Genomic DNA, 19768 nt, shown 5'->3' with positions numbered 1-19768 from the left:
TTCACAATCCTTCCCCCAGTATGATAAAATCTGACTTAGCGAATTCACAGCAAAGGACGGAAACAATGAGCAAAACAATCCCGGTTAAGAAGAACGATTTTATAGATGTGGAATTTGAGGATTTGACGCATGATGGAGCGGGGGTTGCCAAGGTCGATGGCTACCCGATTTTTGTCCAGGGGGGGCTTCCTGGCGAAAAAGCGAAAATCAAAGTCACCAAGGTGAACAAGGGATATGGATTTGGCCGCCTGATGGAGATTCTTGAAAGAAGCACGTTCCGTGTCGATTGCCCGGCTGATGATGCCCATAAATATGGCGGCTGCCAGCTGCAGCATATCAGTTATGAGGGGCAGCTGAAGTATAAGGAAAACCAGGTGAACCAGGTGCTGACGCGGATCGGCAAGCTTGAGGATGTTGTGGTACACCCGATTTTGGGAATGGACAATCCATGGCACTATCGAAACAAAGCGCAGGTGCCGGTTGGTGAAAAGGACGGAAAGCTGATTGCGGGCTTCTTCAAGCCGCGCAGCCACGAAATCGTCGACACGAATGAAAGCCTGCTGCACCTTCACGAGATTAACGAAGCCATCCAGGCGGTAAAAGAAATTGCCAGCGAGCTTGGAATCCAGCCATATAATGAGGAATCCCACAAAGGTGTCCTCCGGCATATCATGGCCCGCTATGGCAGCCAAACAGGTGAGCTGATGGTTGTGGTAGTAACCAGGACGAATGAAATCCCGCACAAAAATAAACTCGTCGAGGAAATCATCGCAAGGCTGCCTAAGGTAAAATCCATCGTCCATAACGTTAACTCGAAGAAAACGAATGTCATCATGGGCGACAAAACAGAGGTCCTGTGGGGAAGCGAAGTCATTTATGACTATATCGGTGACATCAAGTTTGCGATTTCGGCGCGTTCGTTCTACCAGGTGAACCCCGAGCAAACAAAGGTGCTTTACGACAAGGCGCTTGAATATGCAGAGCTGACCGGAGAAGAATCCGTCATTGACGCATACTGCGGCATCGGGACGATTTCATTATTTTTAGCGCAAAAAGCAAAGAAGGTATTCGGCGTTGAAATCGTTCCCGAAGCCATCGAAGACGCAAAACGAAACGCCGAACTGAACGAAATCGCCAACGCAGAATTCGCAGTAGGCGAAGCTGAAAAAGTAATCCCGGCATGGTACGCAGGAGGCAACAGCGCCGACGTGTTGGTCGTCGATCCTCCACGCAAAGGCTGCGACGAAGCACTGCTGCAAACAATCATTGATATGAAACCGAAGAAGGTTGTGTACGTATCCTGCAACCCAGCTACACTGGCGAGGGATTTGCGGATCCTTGAAGATGGCGGGTACAAGACGGTTGAAGTGCAGCCGGTTGATATGTTTCCTCAGACGACGCATGGGGAGTGTGTGGCGCTGGTAGAGTTAAAATAGCTTGGTATCAAAGATTTTAAGGCTAATAATTAAAAATTAAATTGTGTTTTATGTTCCCCCAGACTGTTGGTTTGGGGGATTTTTGTTTTTGAGAATCTTACTATTACGCAAAAAATAAGAATATTTGCGTTAGAATTTCAATAAAATGCACATTTAGAAGAGCAAGGTTACTCGAGAAAGAATATGTTGGTGAATTACAGGAAGAACTTTTAGAACAAGTAGATATATAATAACTATAGAAGCGAAGGTAGAGAGGTGAAGGTCTATTACAAGTGAAGAAAAATGGAAAGCAGTTAGCACCTGTAATAATTATTATGATGGGTTGTTTTATTATGCAGTCATAACAACAGGGATTTTTTGCAGACCATCCTGTAAGGCTAAGACACCTTTGAAAAAGAACACCATTTTCTTTGATAATATAGAGGATGCGCTAAAAGATGGATTTAGGCCATGCAAAATGTGTAGGCCTGATCTTAATGAAACAACTTATGAACCTAATAAAGAATTAATAGAAAGGGCAAAAGAAATAATTAATAACAGCTATAATAAGCCGCTCAACCGAAAAAAAATAGCCCAGAAGCTTGGTGTGAGCAATAATCATCTAGCTAGACTATTTAAACATTATTATGGTATGACCATATCTGAATATATTATTGAGTTAAGAATGGAAGAAGCAACTAGGCTCTTGACACATACAGACATAGAAATTACTGAAATTGCACTTAAAGCAGGGGTTAAAAGCATGTCTAACTTTTATAAAAGTTTTAAAGAGAGAACTGGTTTAACCCCAAAAGAATACAGAATGAAGAGACTGTAAGATAGTTTTTTCAAGAAATGCTTCGTGACAACTAGATAAGCATTAAAATTAAGGAGGGATTAGAATATGAGAAATAACTTTCAAATCGTTGCGTTACAAGAGAAGGAATTTAATAACCTATTTTTAATGAATGAAGAAGTATTAAAAAGTATCGGGGCAGTCAAAATGATAGCAAATAAAAAGCCCGGATATCCCTGCAGGGTAAGTTTGAAGGATGCAGAGGTAGGAGAAGAGGTAATCTTACTGAATTACCAATTTCACTGTGTTAATTCGCCTTATAAAGCAAGTGGGCCTATATTTATACGAAAGGGAGCAACTACCGCTAAGCTAGAAGTGAATGAAATTCCCGATATGTTACATCATAGGTATCTTTCTGTACGCGGCTACAATACTGACTCAATGATTGTAGAAGCAAGGGTTACAGAAGGGGTGAATTTGAGAGAAAATATAGATGAAATTTTTGATAATAAAGAAATAGAATATATTCACATTCTTAACGCTAAACCAGGATGCTATAACTGCCTTGTTAATAGAGCGTGAAAAAGTTGGAAATGCAAACATCCTATTAGCATAATTATACATTGCCATATGATAATTGGGTCTAATAAGAGCTTAGTATGCAATGCCGGTGGAGCAAAAAGACGACTGGTGAGGTGGAGATGACCCTGGAGTTGAGAGTAGATTTTGACAAAGCGAAGTAGTAAAAAGAATTGATTGTAAACACAGCAGCATCCCTAGCGTTGCAACATACACTCAACGCACTGTGAAGCTGTTGCGAAAATTGAATTAATATAAACAAAAAGCCTTCTCCGACGGTGGATAGGTATTTATCTATATTGTGCTAAATGGAAAGATTAATCGTAAACAGAGAAATTAAAGTTCAATGGATTTGAATTTGTATAGGGGATTTTATGGAATATATATTTATGTCGGCAGACGCATCGGTGTTGGAAGATGTATATGCATTAATTGATCAAAGAATTGCCTGGATGGATGAAGTTGGGATCCGGCAATGGAATGTCACTAACTATTGGGATGCATATCCTAAGTCGTATTATGTTCACCAAATGAACCTGGGTAACTTGTATATCTTAAAAAAGGCCGAGGATAATAAGGTTGTTGGTGCAATTGTTCTATTAGAAGAAGACAGTCGGTGGAATGATTGTTCAGATGTTTCCGCATACTATCTGCACAACTTTGTGACAGATAGTAGAGTAAAAGGAGCCGGGGAGATCATTCTGGAATCTGTACATGAATTGGCCGTACGAAATAAGAAAACACGGGTACGATTAGACTGTGCAATCGATAATGTTCGGCTGAATCATTATTATGAAAACAAAGGATATGTTTTCGCAGGTCAATGTGCAGATGGCCCATATATCGGCAATAAACGAGAAAAAAGATTAGAATCAAGTTAGCATGAACGATTCAAATTACGTGTAAGAAATTAGAAGAACGAATTCCTAATGATGGAATTCGTTTTTTTTTGTTTTTACGAAGGAGGTGTGTCACAACACTTTTTAAAAGAAGGCAACAGAAAAAAGGTGGATTTAAATGAGTGCCAGCCATTTATAATAACTCACCAGTAGGAAATACTGTAAAAATAAACTGGGAAATGGGGGGCAGAATTATGCCTGAATTGCCAGAGATGGAAACATATAAAACATTACTGGGGTCGTTGATCGGCGGGCAAAAAGTTTCGAATGTTGAGATTGGGCGGGAAAAGTCTATTAACGTACCAGTTGACGGGTTTACTATGCAAGTTTCAAATCAAACTATCACAACGATTACGAGAAGAGCGAAATATTTAATTTTTCAACTACAGGATGAAAAATGCTTATTATTACACCTGATGCTTGGCGGATGGATGTTTTTTGGCAAAGAGGAAGATCGACCAAACAGGACAATTCAAGTAAAGCTGTCATTCGGGGAACAGCATTTATTTTTCATTGGGCTTCGATTGGGTTATCTGCATCTTTTATCACCTGAAGAGGTCAAGAAAGAGTTCGAAAAACTGGGACCTGAAGTGCTTGACCCTAATTTTACAGTGGATGCCTTTCATCAATTAATGCAGAAAAGAAGAGGAACAATAAAAACCACATTACTCAATCAAGAAGTGCTGGCTGGAATAGGGAATGGGTATTCAGATGAAATTCTTTGGCATGCAGAGATTCGCCCTGATAAAAAAATTAATGATCTTGACGTTCAACAATTAACACGGCTCTATCATTCGATGCAGTTTATCCTTAAAAGAGGAATCGAACAAGGCGGTTATATGGAAAACCCGCTATATAAAGGGGATGGCAAGACAGGAGGCTACCAATTTTATGTATATGACAGAGAAGGTAAAGAGTGTTTTCGTTGCAATGCCTCGATTACAAAAACAGAAATCTCTTCACGGATAACTTTCTTTTGCGCCAATTGCCAGCGATGAATGACGTTATATTTCCCTCGGACTGATGTCTGGGGGATTTTTTAATTTAAGTAGTTTTGCGTAAAGGTCTATTGTTTTTGATGGATATCGGTTTGGAGCTTGAATGTTACTAATCGATTTACTCAGGAAATATTTGGGTGTAACATAGAGTTAATACCGAAAATATGAATACGAATAAAAGAGGTCAGTATATGGATGTTACACATATTGTTAAAAGAATTAATGCTGTGTTTCATATAACAAATAAGGAAGTATTTTCAAGGGAGTCTGGGATTACATACCGGGCAGATAAAAAGGTTAAAAAGTTAGGATACTGTGTTAACCTAACGCTTGAAACGATAGAGGAAGCAAGAAGTCGTGGAGTTGATATGATGGTGACACACCACGATGCCTGGGATGAAATATATGGATTAAAAGAGGCGTGCATAGAAAAACTGGCGGAATATGGGATAAGCCACTACTATAATCACTTGCCACTTGATGACTGTAACTTTGGAACAAATGAAATTTTATTAAAAAAGTTGAATTTGGAAACGGCAAAAAGGACCCACGAATGGGAAGGGTTCTATTTTGGCAGAGTCGCAGAGTTTGATAAAGAAGTTGATTTCGATGAATTGGCAGGGACTATGGAAAGTCTACTTGAAGAACCAGTTAAGTCCTTGCGCTTTAATGAAAAAAAGGTGAAGCGAGTGGGCTTAGTCTGTGGTAACGGTGCGCCAACAGCCTGCCTCAAGGAAGTTGTTGAAAATAAGTGTGATGTCTACATTACAGGTGAATGCAATTTGTATACTATTCAATATGCTCAGTTTCAAGGGATCAATCTTATCATTGGGAGTCATACTTTCATAGAATTTTTTGGAGTTGAAAGCTTAGCATTGAAATTGAATGAGAATATAAAAGAGCTTGAAGTAGTGAGACTTAATGAAGAGCATTATGAAGCGAATATAAAATAAGACAAAATAACAGTGAAGTCCGTATGAAGCATTGGTTTTGGAGGAGCATTTTTGAAAAAATGCGATTTTATAAGTCAGTGTGTTTTGGGGAGTAACTCAGACGTAATCATTACGAATGTGAGGGTTTTATTTGAGAGTAATCGGAATTGATTTATCAGGACCAAGAAATCACAAGGATACCGTTCTTACGGTCTTTAAACAAAAGGGAGAACACCTGCAATTTGTTAAGTGGGTAAATAATTTAAGTGATCAGGATATATTGAAAGAGGTTTTTGAGCAAAGTCAATTGGATGAGGTAGTAATCGGAATTGATGCACCATTATCTTATGAAGACGGTGGAGGAGACCGGAAAAGTGACCGGGAACTAAGACAATTTATTGTATCTTTAGGAATGAAATCTGGGTCAATCATGCCGCCAACCTTAAATAGAATGGTGTATCTAACATTAAGAGGAATAAAGCTCAGTAGAGAGATAGAGAAATTAAACGCCACGAATCCAATTTCTTTAGTGGAAGTCCACCCAGGAGCGGTAATTGGATCGAGACTATCTAAACAAGATATAGGATATGTATTGGCTTACAAACAGGAACAATCAGCTAGAATCTATATTCACAATTGGCTGGCGGAGCAGGGGCTTACACAAATACCTATTGGCATTGAAGCAGAAAGCCATTCTATCGATGCCTGTTCAGCTGCATTAGGTGCATGGCACTGGAAGTCCCTTTCGCACAATCCAAAATGGATATTCCCGGCTTGTCCTCCGTTACACCCTTATGACTATTGCTGTTAAAACCATCAGTAGTTAGCCGTAAGCATGAGAAAAATATGTTAATCATTGCCATTCTAAATATGCCATCGATGCTATTGGTTTTGTGGAATGATCTTAAAATTAGGAGAGCCTTACCCTTTGGTGGATAGGGCTTGTTTAGTACCGAGAATTCCCTAAATTAAATGGTATTTCGTGAAGAACAAAATTTAACCATTATTTGGGATAAGGAAAATTTTAAATGATAACGATTTCACATATAGACAATAGAGGTATTTTTATGTAACCTTAGTAAGCTATATTACTAAGGAGGAAATACACATCTTATGAATGATCATCAAAATCATACTTCTGTAAAAGTAGTAACCGCAGATCCTTCTGCCCTGGGGTTGTTTGGTTTGGCAATGGTAACCCTTGTAGCCTCATCACAAAAATTAGGATTGACAGAAGGAACCGCGTTAATATTGCCATGGGCATTCTTTCTGGGGGGCCTGGCACAGTTAATCGCAGCCCTTATGGATTCTAAGCATAATAATGTATTTGGTACAACAGCTTTCGGTGCCTTTGGCTTATTCTGGTTTGGAGTGGGGACAACATGGCTGATTCAATCCGGGGCTTTTGGTGAAAATTTACTTGCAGCTGCAGATCCTAAACAGTTGGGTGTTGCATTCGCAGGTTATTTGATCTTTAGCTTGTTCATGACAGTCGGTGCCATGGCGACTCATAAGGTTCTGTTCTTCATTTTTGTACTGATTGATTTCCTATTTATCGGGTTGTCATTAAGTTCATTTAATATCATGTATGAATTCTCACATATGCTGGCGGCTATCTCAGAATTATTGATTGCTTTACTTTCATTCTATGGTTCTGCTGCAGCGGTTTTAAATATTCATTTTGGACAAGTAGTCTTACCGGTAGGCAAGCCGTTCCGTGTGTTTAAGAATAACAATGAAAAAGAAAATGAAAAAATAGCTGCGTAATTGAAATTGATTTCACTTGCATTGAATGTGTTAACACATACACACCGGACATGTGAGTGTGTGGCGAAAATAGAGTTAGTTAGAACCTTATCCATTTGGCTGGATAAGGTTTTTTTGTGTATTAAAGGAGAGACGAGATCCTTACCATTATAATCACAAGTGTAAAAACGTGATGGGAGCTTAAATCAGTAAAAATAAATTACTTATTAATAAAAATTTATTGATAATCAATAAATAATGAATTAGGATATGGATAAAAGGAAAAAAGTGGAGGTATTTATGGAACAGGGAAAGATTACTTTGTTAAAGGTAGCTGTCTGCGTTATAGGAGTAGTGATCCTCAGTTTATGTGTGTTTGCTTTGCCGTCACTTGCAAAGGATTCCGCGGAAATGAATCCAGAGCTTGCTTACCTGCAGTATCCAGTTCTAATCGGTTTGTACCTGACAGCGATCCCATTTTTCTATGCCCTATCTCAAGCACTAAAACTGTTAAGCTATATTGAAAAAAATAATGCTTTTTCGGAGGTAGCAGTAAATTCATTAGGGATAATAAAATACTGTGCAAGTACCATTAGTTTCTTATATGTATTAGGAATGATCATACTTGGAACACAAGATGCTTTACACCCTGGTATTGCAATACTCGGATTAGTCATAGTATTAACCTCTATTGTTAGTATGGTCTTTACGGCTGTTCTTCAACAGCTATTGAATAATGTGCTGAATCTGAAGTCAGAAAATGATTTGACAATTTGAAAAACCATACCCAAGTTGAGAGTGGCAAAAATTGAATAATTATAAGCCGAACAACCAACCTTATCTCTAAATGGATAAGGTTTTTTTCTTGCTCATTCGTTCCGCGACTGAAAACACAAGAACCGTCCCTGTGTTTTTCCTGGCTTTTCAGTTTGATAAAAAGTACTTAGGCATGGTATAAGTGTAAATGGAGCAGGAGTATTCTGCTTTTTAATTTTGGGATCAGGGGTTTGCCTGGTATCCCTTAATGAGAGGATTTGAATCAAGCAATGAAAGAGAATTTTTGGCGTGATTTACCACGGCCATTTTTTATATTGGCACCAATGGAAGAAGTGACGGATGTTGTTTTTCGTCATGTTGTGAGTGAAGCAGCGAGACCGGATGTGTTTTTTACTGAGTTTACGAATTCGGAGAGTTATTGTCATCCTGCTGGAATCAAGAGTGTGCGTGGGCGTTTGACTTTTACAGAGGATGAACAGCCAATTGTCGCCCATATCTGGGGGGACAAGCCTGAAAACTTCCGGAAAATGAGTATTGGGATGGCGGAAATGGGTTTCAAGGGTCTGGATATCAATATGGGCTGTCCTGTCCCTAATGTGACGCAGAACGGAAAGGGAAGCGGGCTGATCCGCCGACCGGATGTTGCGGCAGAGTTAATCCAGGCGGCAAAGGCAGGCGGGTTGCCTGTAAGTGTCAAGACAAGGCTCGGCTTCTCGGAGATAGACGAATGGCAGGACTGGCTGAGACATGTATTGGAACAAGACATTGCCAATCTTTCCATTCATTTGCGTACAAGGGATGAAATGAGCAAAGTACCTGCTCATTGGGAGTTGATCCCGGAGATTAAGAAACTCCGTGACGAGGTGGCACCGGATACCCTTCTGACAATTAATGGGGATATTACTGACCGCCAGACTGGCTTGAAGCTTGCTGAACAATATGGGGTTGATGGGGTTATGATTGGCCGCGGGATTTTCCATAATCCATTCGCCTTTGAAAAAGAGAAGAAAGAACATAGCAGTCAGGAATTGTTGGATCTCTTACGATTGCATATGGATCTTCATGATAAGTATTCGCATTTAGAACTGCGGCCGTTCACGGCTTTGCATCGCTTTTTTAAGATTTATGTCAAAGGTTTCCGCGGGGCAAGTGAATTAAGAAATCAATTAATGAGTACAAAGTCAACAGATGAAGTTCGTGAATTGCTTGATATCTTTGCTTCAAAGAATTTTGAAGAAGTCGGCGGGCAGTAAGCCCAAGGCAAAAGCGTAGGATGACTTTTTTAAAAACGACTGTGAAGGTGGTATTGAACCGCATTCATTGAGTGTGAAGCAAAAATAGAATTAGATTAAGTAGAACAGCCTTATCCTTTTGGGATGAGGCCTTTTTACGTCCAAACCCGCTTTTAGATAAAAACACAAGAACCGTCCCTCTGTTTTGCCCCACCCCTTTGCTTTGATGGGAATAATGAACTATTAACAGTTCAAAGCTAGTTATAGTATGATTAACTGAGTATTTGAATAATTAGAACTTTTCGTGTATTGATATTTTTATATTGTAATATACCATTTTAGCGTCTATAATACACGAAACAAGGACAATTGTATTTTTGCAGAGGACAAGCGCCTCTTGCAAACAAATGCTAAAAAGTGGATGGCAGAGAGATGATTTGAGGGGGAGATGACGATGAAAGATTTACTGAGGAAGTGGAATCAAGTAAGCCTGGTGAAACAGATTATTGCGGGTTTGGTAATTGGTGTGGTTCTCGCATTAACGATTCCTGAGCTTGCAAAGCCGGTTGCGATTTTAGGGTCTCTGTTTGTAGGAGCCCTGAAAGCAGTTGCTCCTGTATTAGTATTATTCTTGGTTATGTCGGCGATTGTCCAGCATAAACGCGGGCAAAAAACTAACATGAAAACGATTATTTCTTTATATCTTTTAGGAACGTTCGCAGCCGGGCTTATTGCGGTTATTGCTAGTTTCATGTTCCCGGTGAGCTTGAAGCTTACAGCTGGCGCCGAGGGCATGAGGCCTCCAGGAAGTGTGGTAGAAGTCCTAAGAACCTTATTGCTCAACATTGTAGACAATCCAGTTAACGCTATTATAAATGCAAATTATATCGGTATTTTAGCCTGGGCGGCCCTGATCGGCTTTGCTCTGAAGGGTGCAGCTGATTCAACAAAAACGGTTATTGGGAATTTAGCCGATGCTATGTCGAAAATCGTTGCCTGGGTGATCAAATTCGCGCCGCTTGGCATCATGGGTCTTGTATTTGAATCGATTACGACAAACGGAATCAGTTCATTGCTGGGCTATGGAAAATTGCTTGCCGTCCTGATCGGCTGCATGCTCGTTGTGGCCCTAGTAGTCAATCCGATCATCGTGTTCTCATTGATCAGGCAAAATCCATATCCACTTGTTCTAAAATGTTTAAGAGAAAGTGGCATTACCGCATTCTTTACTCGCAGTTCAGCTTCAAATATCCCTGTGAATATTAAAATATGCGAAAACTTAGGACTGAATAAGGACTCCTATTCTGTTTCCATTCCATTGGGAGCAACCATCAATATGGCTGGAGCTGCTGTGACCATCTCCGTTATGACACTGGCTGCTGTCCATACGCTGGGCATTCAAGTGGATCTGCCGACTGCCGTCATTCTAAGTGTCATGGCTGCAATCAGTGCTGCTGGTGCTTCAGGCGTTGCCGGCGGTTCCCTGTTGCTGATCCCGCTCGCATCCAGCTTGTTCGGCATCCCGAATGATGTCGCGATGCAAGTGGTGGCAGTAGGCTTCATCATTGGTGTTCTGCAGGACTCCTTTGAAACAGCCCTTAACTCATCAACAGACGTCTTGTTCACAGCCGCAGTCGAATTCAAGAAATGGCGTGAAGAAGGAAAAACAATTGAAATTAAGAAGGCTTCATAATATGACCGTAATTTAAATTCACTAGCAAGCAGGAACCGAAAAGGTTCCTGCTTTAATTTTAGGCAAGTGGATGCATTTATATTGATATGTCCTCACCCAAAAGCACGATCAGCTGGTAACACAGCTATTGTGCTTTTTTCGCGTACGCTTGTTTCATGATGAAAAATATGTGTCGGTGCACTCAAGTGGTAATAACAACAGCTTTTTTGCAAAGCGATTTAAGAAACTGCGAATAACTGATGTGCACTTTTTTCAGAAAAGCAAAAAAAGTATAGAAGATAATAAAAGATTACTATATGTTAACGCTTTCAAAGTGAATAGTCCGCTATATGATGGAATTGTAGCAAATAAAATTCACCTTTAAAGGGGGAAATATTAGTGAAAAAAGTTTGGAAGTTATTTTCTGTTTTGATTGTTATGACAGTGTTAACTGGGATGCTGGCTGCATGCAGCGGAACAACTGGCGGAAGCAGTAAAGTGAGTGTAGGAATTGTTCTTCCGACGAAGGATGAGCCGAGATGGGTGCAAGATGAGCAGCGCTTTAAAGATGCTTTAGCTGATTCTGATTACACGACGGAAATTTTATTCAGCCAGGGTTCTTCGGCAAAGGAAAAAGAAAATGTAGAAACTTTGCTTAATAAAGGTATTGAAGTATTAATTATTGCTCCTCATGATGGTGCAGCAGCTGGTTCTGCTGTAGAAGCTGCAAAAAAAGAAGGAGTAACCGTTATAGCTTATGACCGTTTAATTACAGAAACAGATGCAATCGATTATTATGTAACGTTTGATAGCCTGGCAGTAGGTGCTGCTCAAGGTCAATACCTAATAGACAGTGCAGAAGGCAAAAATGTCCCGTTGTACCTTTATGCGGGCGCTTCTTCTGATAACAATGCGTTCTTATTTTTCGAAGGTGCTTGGAAAGTTCTTCAGCCGAAGATTGCAGACGGCACTTTTGTAATCGCTAACTCTTCAGAAGCAGAGGCATTAAAAGATAAGCAAGAACTTACTCGCGATGAGTTAGGAAAAATCCTTGGTCAGGTAACAACAAACTGGGATCCAAACGAAGCGAAAAATAAAGCACAAACACACTTAACTGCTGCAGCTGCGAATCTAAAGGGTGATGTAGCGGTACTAGCTCCGAATGATGGAACTGCCCGTTCGATTGCAGATGTATTCGGAACGGATTCTGACATTTCTAGTTTCGTGGTAACAGGTCAAGATGCAGAGAAAGCTTCTATTCAATACATCATCGATGGCAAGCAATCTATGACGGTATTTAAAGATGTAAGAACACTGGTTGCAGACGCAATTGATATGGCGATCGACATCCTGGATGATAAAAAACCAGCTACAACTGGTTCTTACAACAATGGAAAAGTCGATGTGAAGGCGAAACAAACAGACGTGATTGTGGTAGACGAAGAGAACGTTAAGAAAGAACTGATTGATTCAGAATACTACGAAGCTAGTGAGTTTAAAGGACTGTAAAAAGTAGAGCTGCGTGATCGTATTCAATTAGATTGCGATCACGCAGTTATTATAGCTGTTTGGTTGGAGGGAATGAGGATGAGCGAATATATTCTGGAGATGAAGCAGATTTCGAAGGAATTCACAGGAGTCAAGGCGCTCGACAATGTCAATTTCAAAGTGAAGAAGGGTGAAATCCACTGCCTGGTCGGAGAAAATGGGGCTGGGAAATCGACTCTGATGAAAGTGCTTAGCGGGGTTTATCCTTACGGGACTTATGAAGGGGATATTGTTTACGAAGGTAAGGTACAGCAATTTAATAAGATTACCGATAGTGTAAATGCTGGTATCGTTATCATTTACCAGGAGCTAGCGTTATTTCCTGATCTCACAGTTTATGAAAATATATTTGCTGGCAATGAAATCAAGCAAGGGGCTTTTATTGACTGGAATGAGACGATTGTTGAAGCAAAAAAACTGCTTGAGAAAGTTAATCTTGACGTTAACCCGGAGACACTTGTGAAAGATTTAGGAGTAGGGAAACGTCAGTTAATCGAAATTGCCAAAGCGTTAAGTAAAGACGTAAAGCTTCTCATTCTCGATGAACCGACTGCAGCTTTAAATGAGGACGACAGTGAGAATTTATTAAACTTACTGGACGAACTCAGAAAACAAGGGATTACCTGCATTATGATTTCCCATAAGTTGAAGGAAGTCATTTCAATAGCAGATAGCGCGACTGTTATTCGCGATGGGCAAACGATCAGAACCCTTGATGCTTCCAAAGGTGAGATAACAGAAAATACGATTATAAAAAATATGGTTGGACGTGAAATTCAGGATATTTATCCGAAACGCGCGAAGAAGTCGTATGAAGAAAAGGTACTTGAGTTAAAGAATTGGTCTGCGTATGACCAAAAGCTTGGCAGACATGTAGTGAAGAATGCAAATTTATATGTTAAAAAAGGTGAAATTATTGGTTTGGCAGGCTTAATGGGCTCTGGCCGAACGGAACTTGCCCTAAGTATCTTTGGTAACGCAAAAGCTTATAAGCTGCAAGGTGACTTACTGCTGGATGGAATGCCAAAAGCTTTGAAACATACTAGTGAGGCCATTAAAGCTGGAATTGCGTATGTTACTGAGGATCGTAAAGGGGATGGGTTGTTTTTACTGCAGGATATTAAAAGCAACATTTCTGCCGCGAATTTACAAGGAATTTCTGCCAACGGAGTCATCAACGACAATGAAGAGATTAAAGTAGCAGATGGCTATAAAACTTCATTGCACATCAAAGCCTCTTCTTTAGAACAGCTTGTTGGCAAATTAAGCGGTGGTAACCAGCAAAAAGTTTCGCTAGGCAAGTGGCTGTTTGTTGGCCCTAAACTCCTAATATTAGATGAGCCTACCCGAGGGATTGACGTGGGCGCTAAATTTGAAATTTATACGGTGATGAACAAGCTGATTGAAGAGGGAATGAGTATCATCATGATTTCTTCTGAGCTTGGTGAAGTATTGGGAATGAGTGACAGAGTTTATGTCATGGCCGAAGGAGAAATCAAAGGCGAATTGCCAATAGAAAAAGCCGACCAGGAAAAAATAATGCAACTTGCAACACAATAGGAGGCTAAACCAATGACTTTAATAAATGACGTGAAAACGTTAATCAGTAAAAATATTCGTGATTACGGGATGTACATTGCCTTGTTTGTCATCTTTCTCATCTTTACAATTTTAACAGATGGCTTATTTATTTCTTCTCGCAATATTAGTAACTTACTAGATTCTGCCGGCTATATTGCGGTTCTTGCTGTCGGTGTTATGCTGGTCATTGTCATTCGGCATATTGACTTATCGATTGGGTTTTTAGCAGGCTTTCTTGGAGCCATTGCGGCCATTCTTCTAATGCAGCATGGTTTACCTGTTTATATTGTGATTCCGGTTATTTTGATACTTGGAACGATTGCTGGATTGTTTACGGGCTTTCTTGTTGCAAAAATAGGGATTCCTGCCTTTGTAGCAACACTGGCAGGCTGGTTGATTTATCGCGGTGCGATTCTGCAAGTAACAGAAAAGTCTGGAACGATTATCGTTCAAAATGATGCATTTAATGCAATAGGAAATGGGTACATTCCATCTATTATGCAAATTAGCGGGCTACACTTGCTTTCTTTATTGATTGGTGTACTTGGAATAATATTTTACAACCTAAGTGCCATATCCAATCGCCGGAACAAAATTAAGTACAATTTTGAAGTGGTTTCAAAGCAGATCTTCATCTTGCAGCTTGTGTTCGTTTCGGCTATCATCGCGGCAATCACCTGGATCTTAGCTGGCTATAATGGCTTCTCCTGGACAGTGATGATTATCTTATTAGTTGTGCTTGTCTATCATTTCTTGACAACGAAGACAGTAATGGGAAGACATATTTATGCAGTCGGCAGTAATCCGGAAGCCGCACATTTAAGCGGGATCAACGTTAACAAGATCACGTTCATTGTATTCGGTTCAATGGGTTTGCTGTCAGCTTTATCAGGTATTCTATTTACTTCTCGCCTTCAATCAGCAACTACAACTGCTGGAACCCTATTCGAACTTGATGCCATCGCAGCAGCATACGTGGGCGGTGTATCTGCGGCAGGCGGGGTAGGTAAAGTGACAGGGGCCATCATCGGAGCGATCGTAATGGCGTCCTTAACGAGCGGGATGAACTTGCTGGGTGTAGGGATTTCCTATCAATATATGATTAAGGGTGGCGTTTTAGCCTTAGCTGTAATCTTCGACGTTATGACAAGAAGAAAAGGACACTAACCGCCTCTTTTAGCGGGCTTTCACCAAGATGATTGGGGAAGCCTTTTTTGACATATAAGAAAATAAAATTCACATCGAGAATTGTCTAGCTCCAGCGCCTAACCCCTCGAGTCGCTTCAGTCCGCCCAATGAAGTCAAAGAACGACTTCACCGGTCGGCCCTCCAGCGCTTGTCGGGGCAAAGCAAGGCGCTTGCGCTTTTCTTGCATAATAACCTTTAATTATAATGCAGTTTAATAGCGAGGCTGATAGAATCAAGTTAAATAACATCAAACGGTTAAAGTAAAAGGGGAGGAGGCAAATATGAAAAAGTCTATGTATGTCCTATTGGGTCTTGTATTTGTCTCCCTTTGTTATCTCATTTTCATATCAGCCAACATTGTCTTTAGTAATGATATCGCTTTACCTAAAGCAAAAAAGCAAACAGACTCACGCTATCGCTTAGTTCTCATCACGAGAGACATGGACACTACATTTTGGAATAAGGTTGGCAAGGGAGCATCCAGACAGGCATTGAAAGAAGGAGCCAGCCTGGAAATTTGGGGAAGCTATAGCAATAATTCAGAACAATTTTTAAAAAAGTTAGAACTGGCTATTCATTCCAAAGTGGATGGAATCATCATACAGGGACTTGATACAGACGAGTTTAAAGAGCTCACAAAAGTAAAGGCTGCGTTTAATGGAATTCCGATTATCACAGTAGCTAATGATGTGCCAATGAAGGAAAGTTTAAGAAGAACATACGTTGGTTCCGATCAGTATCGTGCTGGAGGTTTAATAGCAAGGCAGCTGTTGAAAGATATGGGAACGGAAGGGAAGGTTGTTCTCCTTTCTGACGAGCAGAAAGAGCATTACCATAATGAGAGATTAAAGGGCATCTATGACACTTTGAGAGTGTATCCAAATATTAAGATACATAATGCGGAAACAGCAGAGTCAAAAGATCAAGTCACCACCACGATGAGAGACCAGTTAAATCAAATGCCGGATGTGAATGGATTTATCGCGGTAAACGCGAAGATGATTGGGCCAATGGTACAGGAAATAGGGAAGCGATCCCAAGTTGAACCGTATTTTATCTATACCTTTGATGATGGTCCAGAATCGTTACCGCTCTTTGAAGAAGGCAAGATTGATGGAGTCCTCGAGCAAGATCCAGAAACAATGGGAGAAGTCAGTGTACAACAACTTGTTAAATGGCTGAACGGGGAAACAGTCCCGCTTGATATTAATGGTTACTTCACAAACATACGCATATTGAAGGACAAAAGAAATGAATAGCATCAGAAGGAAAATACTAACATTTACAACTATAGTCATTGTCATTATGTCCATCATTTGGATTGCACTGACATTCTACAACTATAAAACACAAGTGAAATATAATGACATTTTAAACAGATACTTAATTTTAAGTGATGTTTCGCGGTCTAGTAATCAAGTAATTACAGACTTGAATAACTATATGAACCAGTCGACACCAGAAAACTTAAAAAAATTAGAGGGCAGTAAAAAGGCACTGGAAACTTCCAGATATGAAGTATTTAAGGTGAGAAATGAAGTAAATGATTTTACATTAACGAATTACATTCATTTAATGGGCAGTTTAATTGAAACAATAGACAGATTAATGGGACTGGAACGAGATTCCGAGGCAGCGGTAAAAGACCTTGCAGAAACTACACGGATCAGTAACTATATTTCCGAAATGACACTCACCTTGATCGATATGGAACTCAAAACACATGAGCCATTTTATCGCGGCATCATGGAGCAATCAATTGAATTAGTGAAGCTTGCCATATGGATGGTTTTATTAACATCCTTATTGCTATTATTGGCTACTTATTGGTTTTCCTTAAGCATCACAAGACCAGTTCAACAGTTAACAAAGGCTGCAAGTGAATTGGCGAAAGGAAGATTCGATAATGAAATAACAGTCAAATCGAATGATGAAATTGCCTTTCTTGCTAAAACATTTGATCATATGCGTACGAACATCAATAATTTAATTCAGCAAATAAAGGAAAAAGCAAAGCTGGAACACGAGCTGCAGCAGAACAAAATTTTGCTGCAGGAAAGCCATTTTCGCAGTCTGCAAAGCCAAATGAATCCGCATTTCTTATTTAATACACTTAATACACTATCGAAAAAAGCGTATTTAGAAGGTTCTGAAGAAATTAGTGATTTGCTCGTCAGCGTGGCAGATCTTTTGCGTTACAATTTAAAGCAAATTGACCGGTCCGTTACATTGAAGGATGAATTGATGGTTGTCAATCAATATATGCAGATTCAAAAGGCCCGCTTTACGGATCGGCTTCAACTGAAGTTGGATATTGATGACTCATGCTTAGATATTGATATTCCCGCACTCACCCTGCAGCCGATTATTGAAAATGCTGTCATCCATGCAATAGAGCCTAATATTAACGGGGGTGTCATCACAATTCGTGTGAAGGACCTTAATGAATATGTGGCAGTTCAAATCGAAGATGACGGAATAGGCATGTCTGAAGAGAACATCACCCAAATTTTAATGGAACGTCAAGTGAAAACAGCAGGACATTCAACAGGAATAGGTTTCAGCAATGTTGTAAAACGTCTGCGTCTTTTTTATGACAGGGATGACGTCATTCATATTGAAAGCTCATTGGGCAGCGGCACGGCCGTTCTATTAAAAATTCCGAAACAAAGAGGCGAGATGCATGATTAAACTTTTAATTGTGGATGATGAACAAATAGAACGGGAAGGGATGGAAGCCATTTTAAACAGGGCGTTCCCGGACCTGATTGTTGAACAAGCCAATAATGGGAATAGAGCGGTAGAATTAGCGGCAAGCTTTAAACCAGATCTCGTATTAATGGATATCCAAATGCCTGGCATGAACGGCCTGGAAGCCGTAGAGCAGATTCTTGCTGAATTTCCTCATACTAAATTCATCATGGTAACAGCATATGATACGTTTAATTATGTGCAGTCAGCCTTGAAGCTTGGAGCCAAAGATTATATCTTAAAGCCGAGCAAGGTGAGTGAAATTAGAGCAACGGTTGGAAAGGTATTGAAAGAAATAGAAAACGAGAGGGAGTTACAAGCAGAAAGCAGCTTGCAACGGGAAATGCTTCAAAGGACATTAGCTCTCGTTGAAACAGATGTTGTAACGCAGCTGCTATTTGATCATGTACACGAAGTTCACTTAAATATGCTAATGGAGATGCTCGATATTCAATCCACAGGTCAGGTATTCGTCATGAATGTGATTGTACCAGATGGAATGGAACATCTTTACTCACGGATTAAAGAAAAAGTCAGGAAAACGAGAAGTGGATGGATGGGTGCTCTTTACGATGGCCAGCTGCCGATTATTATCTTCAGAAACGGCCAATCCTATCGATCGCAAGCAACTTCTCTGGCAAGAGATATTTTATTAGCAGTAAACAGGGAGCAGCAAGCGGGTTGGTTCATTGGAATAGGGAATGAGTGCGGTTCATTAGAGAATATTCGTCAATCCTATCAAGAGGCAATCATTGCATCGAGCAATAGGACACTTCCGGTAAAATATCGGATTTATCAAGATATACCTGTATTGAATGAAACAGGCAGCTGGCAACAGGCGAAGTACTTAAAAAAAGATCTTTCCGACCAGGTGCGTCTTGGGCAGTGGGATCAAATTAAAACAAACATTAGCCACCTTATCCAAGCTTACGAGATGGAAGGAATTGAAATCCAGCAAGCACAACAATTCGTATTAGAAGCACTATGGTCAATCTGGTCGATTATTAACGATTTGGGGATTGAGACAGCAACCCCGATTTACAATTACCAGACGCAAAATTACCGTCAATTACGTTCTGAAACTGGCAATCTGCTAATGGATATTAAGGATTCTTATGATAGACATTACATTAGTTTGGAAGCGGATACAATTTATCGGATTAAACAATATATCATGGAAAACTCCCAACAGAATATTTCGTTAGAAACACTTAGTAATAAAGTTGGTTTAAGCCCCATTTATATCAGTAAAATGTTTAAAGAAAAACTAGGGATTAATTACATTGACTTTTTAACTGAGTGCCGGATTGAAAAAGCAAAGAAAATGTTAGCAGAACCGGAGAAAAGCATTAAGGAAATTACAATAGAAGTTGGATATCATGAACCAAACTATTTTAGCAAAGTATTTAAAAAGATGTGCAATGTAACGCCAAGGGAATATCGAAAAACACTGCTTGGAATTAAAGAGTAGTGTCTTTCCTGAAGGCTCTGTTAAAGCTCAAGGTGATTTTTACAACCCTGTTGATTGTAGTGGAAGGCGCGCAGACTCCTCCGAAAATGCTAACGCATTTCCATCGTGCGTGGGCAGGTTCAAGAAGCTAAAACAATGTCCTGCGGGATCAGCTGGACAGGTGAGACCCCGCAGGAGCGAATA

General features: G+C 40.1%; 17 protein-coding genes. All 17 read left to right on the top strand.

Features of this window, described 5'->3' with window-relative positions:
- Positions 1 to 65 precede the first annotated feature (65 nt).
- The gene (gene rlmD, locus EJA10_RS00240) at positions 66 to 1436 is read left to right on the top strand and encodes a 23S rRNA (uracil(1939)-C(5))-methyltransferase RlmD (RefSeq protein WP_125478006.1); all 1371 of its coding nucleotides are present in this window, start codon (positions 66 to 68) and stop codon (positions 1434 to 1436) included.
- Positions 1437 to 1701: 265 nt separating this feature from the next.
- A complete protein-coding gene (locus EJA10_RS00235) occupies positions 1702 to 2253 on the top strand; it encodes a bifunctional transcriptional activator/DNA repair enzyme AdaA (protein ID WP_281274449.1) in 552 nt (183 codons plus the stop codon).
- A 66-nt stretch (positions 2254 to 2319) separates the two neighbouring features.
- Positions 2320 to 2793 carry a DUF1203 domain-containing protein gene (locus EJA10_RS00230; protein ID WP_125478005.1) on the top strand — a complete coding sequence of 158 codons (474 nt, stop codon included), beginning with the start codon at positions 2320 to 2322 and terminating at the stop codon, positions 2791 to 2793.
- Between the two features lie 371 nt (positions 2794 to 3164).
- The gene (locus EJA10_RS00225) at positions 3165 to 3671 is read left to right on the top strand and encodes a GNAT family N-acetyltransferase (protein ID WP_125478004.1); all 507 of its coding nucleotides are present in this window, start codon (positions 3165 to 3167) and stop codon (positions 3669 to 3671) included.
- A gap of 212 nt (positions 3672 to 3883) precedes the next feature.
- Positions 3884 to 4687: a bifunctional DNA-formamidopyrimidine glycosylase/DNA-(apurinic or apyrimidinic site) lyase gene (gene mutM / locus EJA10_RS00220; RefSeq protein ID WP_125478037.1), complete on the top strand. Its 804-nt coding sequence runs from the start codon at positions 3884 to 3886 to the stop codon at positions 4685 to 4687.
- A 191-nt stretch (positions 4688 to 4878) separates the two neighbouring features.
- A complete protein-coding gene (locus tag EJA10_RS00215) occupies positions 4879 to 5640 on the top strand; it encodes a Nif3-like dinuclear metal center hexameric protein (RefSeq protein ID WP_125478003.1) in 762 nt (253 codons plus the stop codon).
- Between the two features lie 130 nt (positions 5641 to 5770).
- A complete protein-coding gene (locus tag EJA10_RS00210; protein WP_125478002.1) occupies positions 5771 to 6430 on the top strand; it encodes a DUF429 domain-containing protein in 660 nt (219 codons plus the stop codon).
- 302 nt (positions 6431 to 6732) lie between these two features.
- Positions 6733 to 7386, top strand: a complete 654-nt coding sequence (locus EJA10_RS00205; protein WP_125478001.1) for an acetate uptake transporter — start codon at positions 6733 to 6735, stop codon at positions 7384 to 7386.
- Between the two features lie 279 nt (positions 7387 to 7665).
- Positions 7666 to 8142 carry a DUF2975 domain-containing protein gene (locus EJA10_RS00200; protein WP_125478000.1) on the top strand — a complete coding sequence of 159 codons (477 nt, stop codon included), beginning with the start codon at positions 7666 to 7668 and terminating at the stop codon, positions 8140 to 8142.
- Between the two features lie 269 nt (positions 8143 to 8411).
- Complete coding sequence (locus EJA10_RS00195) at positions 8412 to 9395, top strand: tRNA dihydrouridine synthase (RefSeq protein ID WP_125477999.1); 984 nt, start codon at positions 8412 to 8414, stop codon at positions 9393 to 9395.
- Between the two features lie 433 nt (positions 9396 to 9828).
- Complete coding sequence (gene sstT / locus EJA10_RS00190) at positions 9829 to 11067, top strand: serine/threonine transporter SstT (RefSeq protein ID WP_125477998.1); 1239 nt, start codon at positions 9829 to 9831, stop codon at positions 11065 to 11067.
- A gap of 378 nt (positions 11068 to 11445) precedes the next feature.
- Positions 11446 to 12555, top strand: a complete 1110-nt coding sequence (locus EJA10_RS00185) for a sugar ABC transporter substrate-binding protein (protein ID WP_125477997.1) — start codon at positions 11446 to 11448, stop codon at positions 12553 to 12555.
- A 78-nt stretch (positions 12556 to 12633) separates the two neighbouring features.
- Positions 12634 to 14154, top strand: coding sequence for an ATP-binding cassette domain-containing protein (locus EJA10_RS00180; RefSeq protein WP_125477996.1), 1521 nt, complete (start codon positions 12634 to 12636; stop codon positions 14152 to 14154).
- Positions 14155 to 14166: 12 nt separating this feature from the next.
- Complete coding sequence (locus tag EJA10_RS00175) at positions 14167 to 15342, top strand: sugar ABC transporter permease (RefSeq protein WP_125477995.1); 1176 nt, start codon at positions 14167 to 14169, stop codon at positions 15340 to 15342.
- A gap of 302 nt (positions 15343 to 15644) precedes the next feature.
- Positions 15645 to 16622, top strand: a complete 978-nt coding sequence (locus EJA10_RS00170) for a sugar ABC transporter substrate-binding protein (protein WP_125477994.1) — start codon at positions 15645 to 15647, stop codon at positions 16620 to 16622.
- Complete coding sequence (locus EJA10_RS00165) at positions 16615 to 18054, top strand: sensor histidine kinase (protein WP_125477993.1); 1440 nt, start codon at positions 16615 to 16617, stop codon at positions 18052 to 18054. Before EJA10_RS00170 ends, EJA10_RS00165 begins: the two co-directional genes overlap by 8 nt.
- Complete coding sequence (locus EJA10_RS00160) at positions 18047 to 19585, top strand: response regulator (RefSeq protein ID WP_125477992.1); 1539 nt, start codon at positions 18047 to 18049, stop codon at positions 19583 to 19585. Before EJA10_RS00165 ends, EJA10_RS00160 begins: the two co-directional genes overlap by 8 nt.
- The last annotated feature ends 183 nt before the right edge of the window (positions 19586 to 19768 follow it).

Source organism: Mesobacillus subterraneus (assembly GCF_003937825.1).
Classification (GTDB): domain Bacteria; phylum Bacillota; class Bacilli; order Bacillales; family Cytobacillaceae; genus Mesobacillus; species Mesobacillus subterraneus.
Note: the sequence above shows the minus strand (reverse complement) of the source record. Positions and strands in the feature narration are given on the sequence as shown.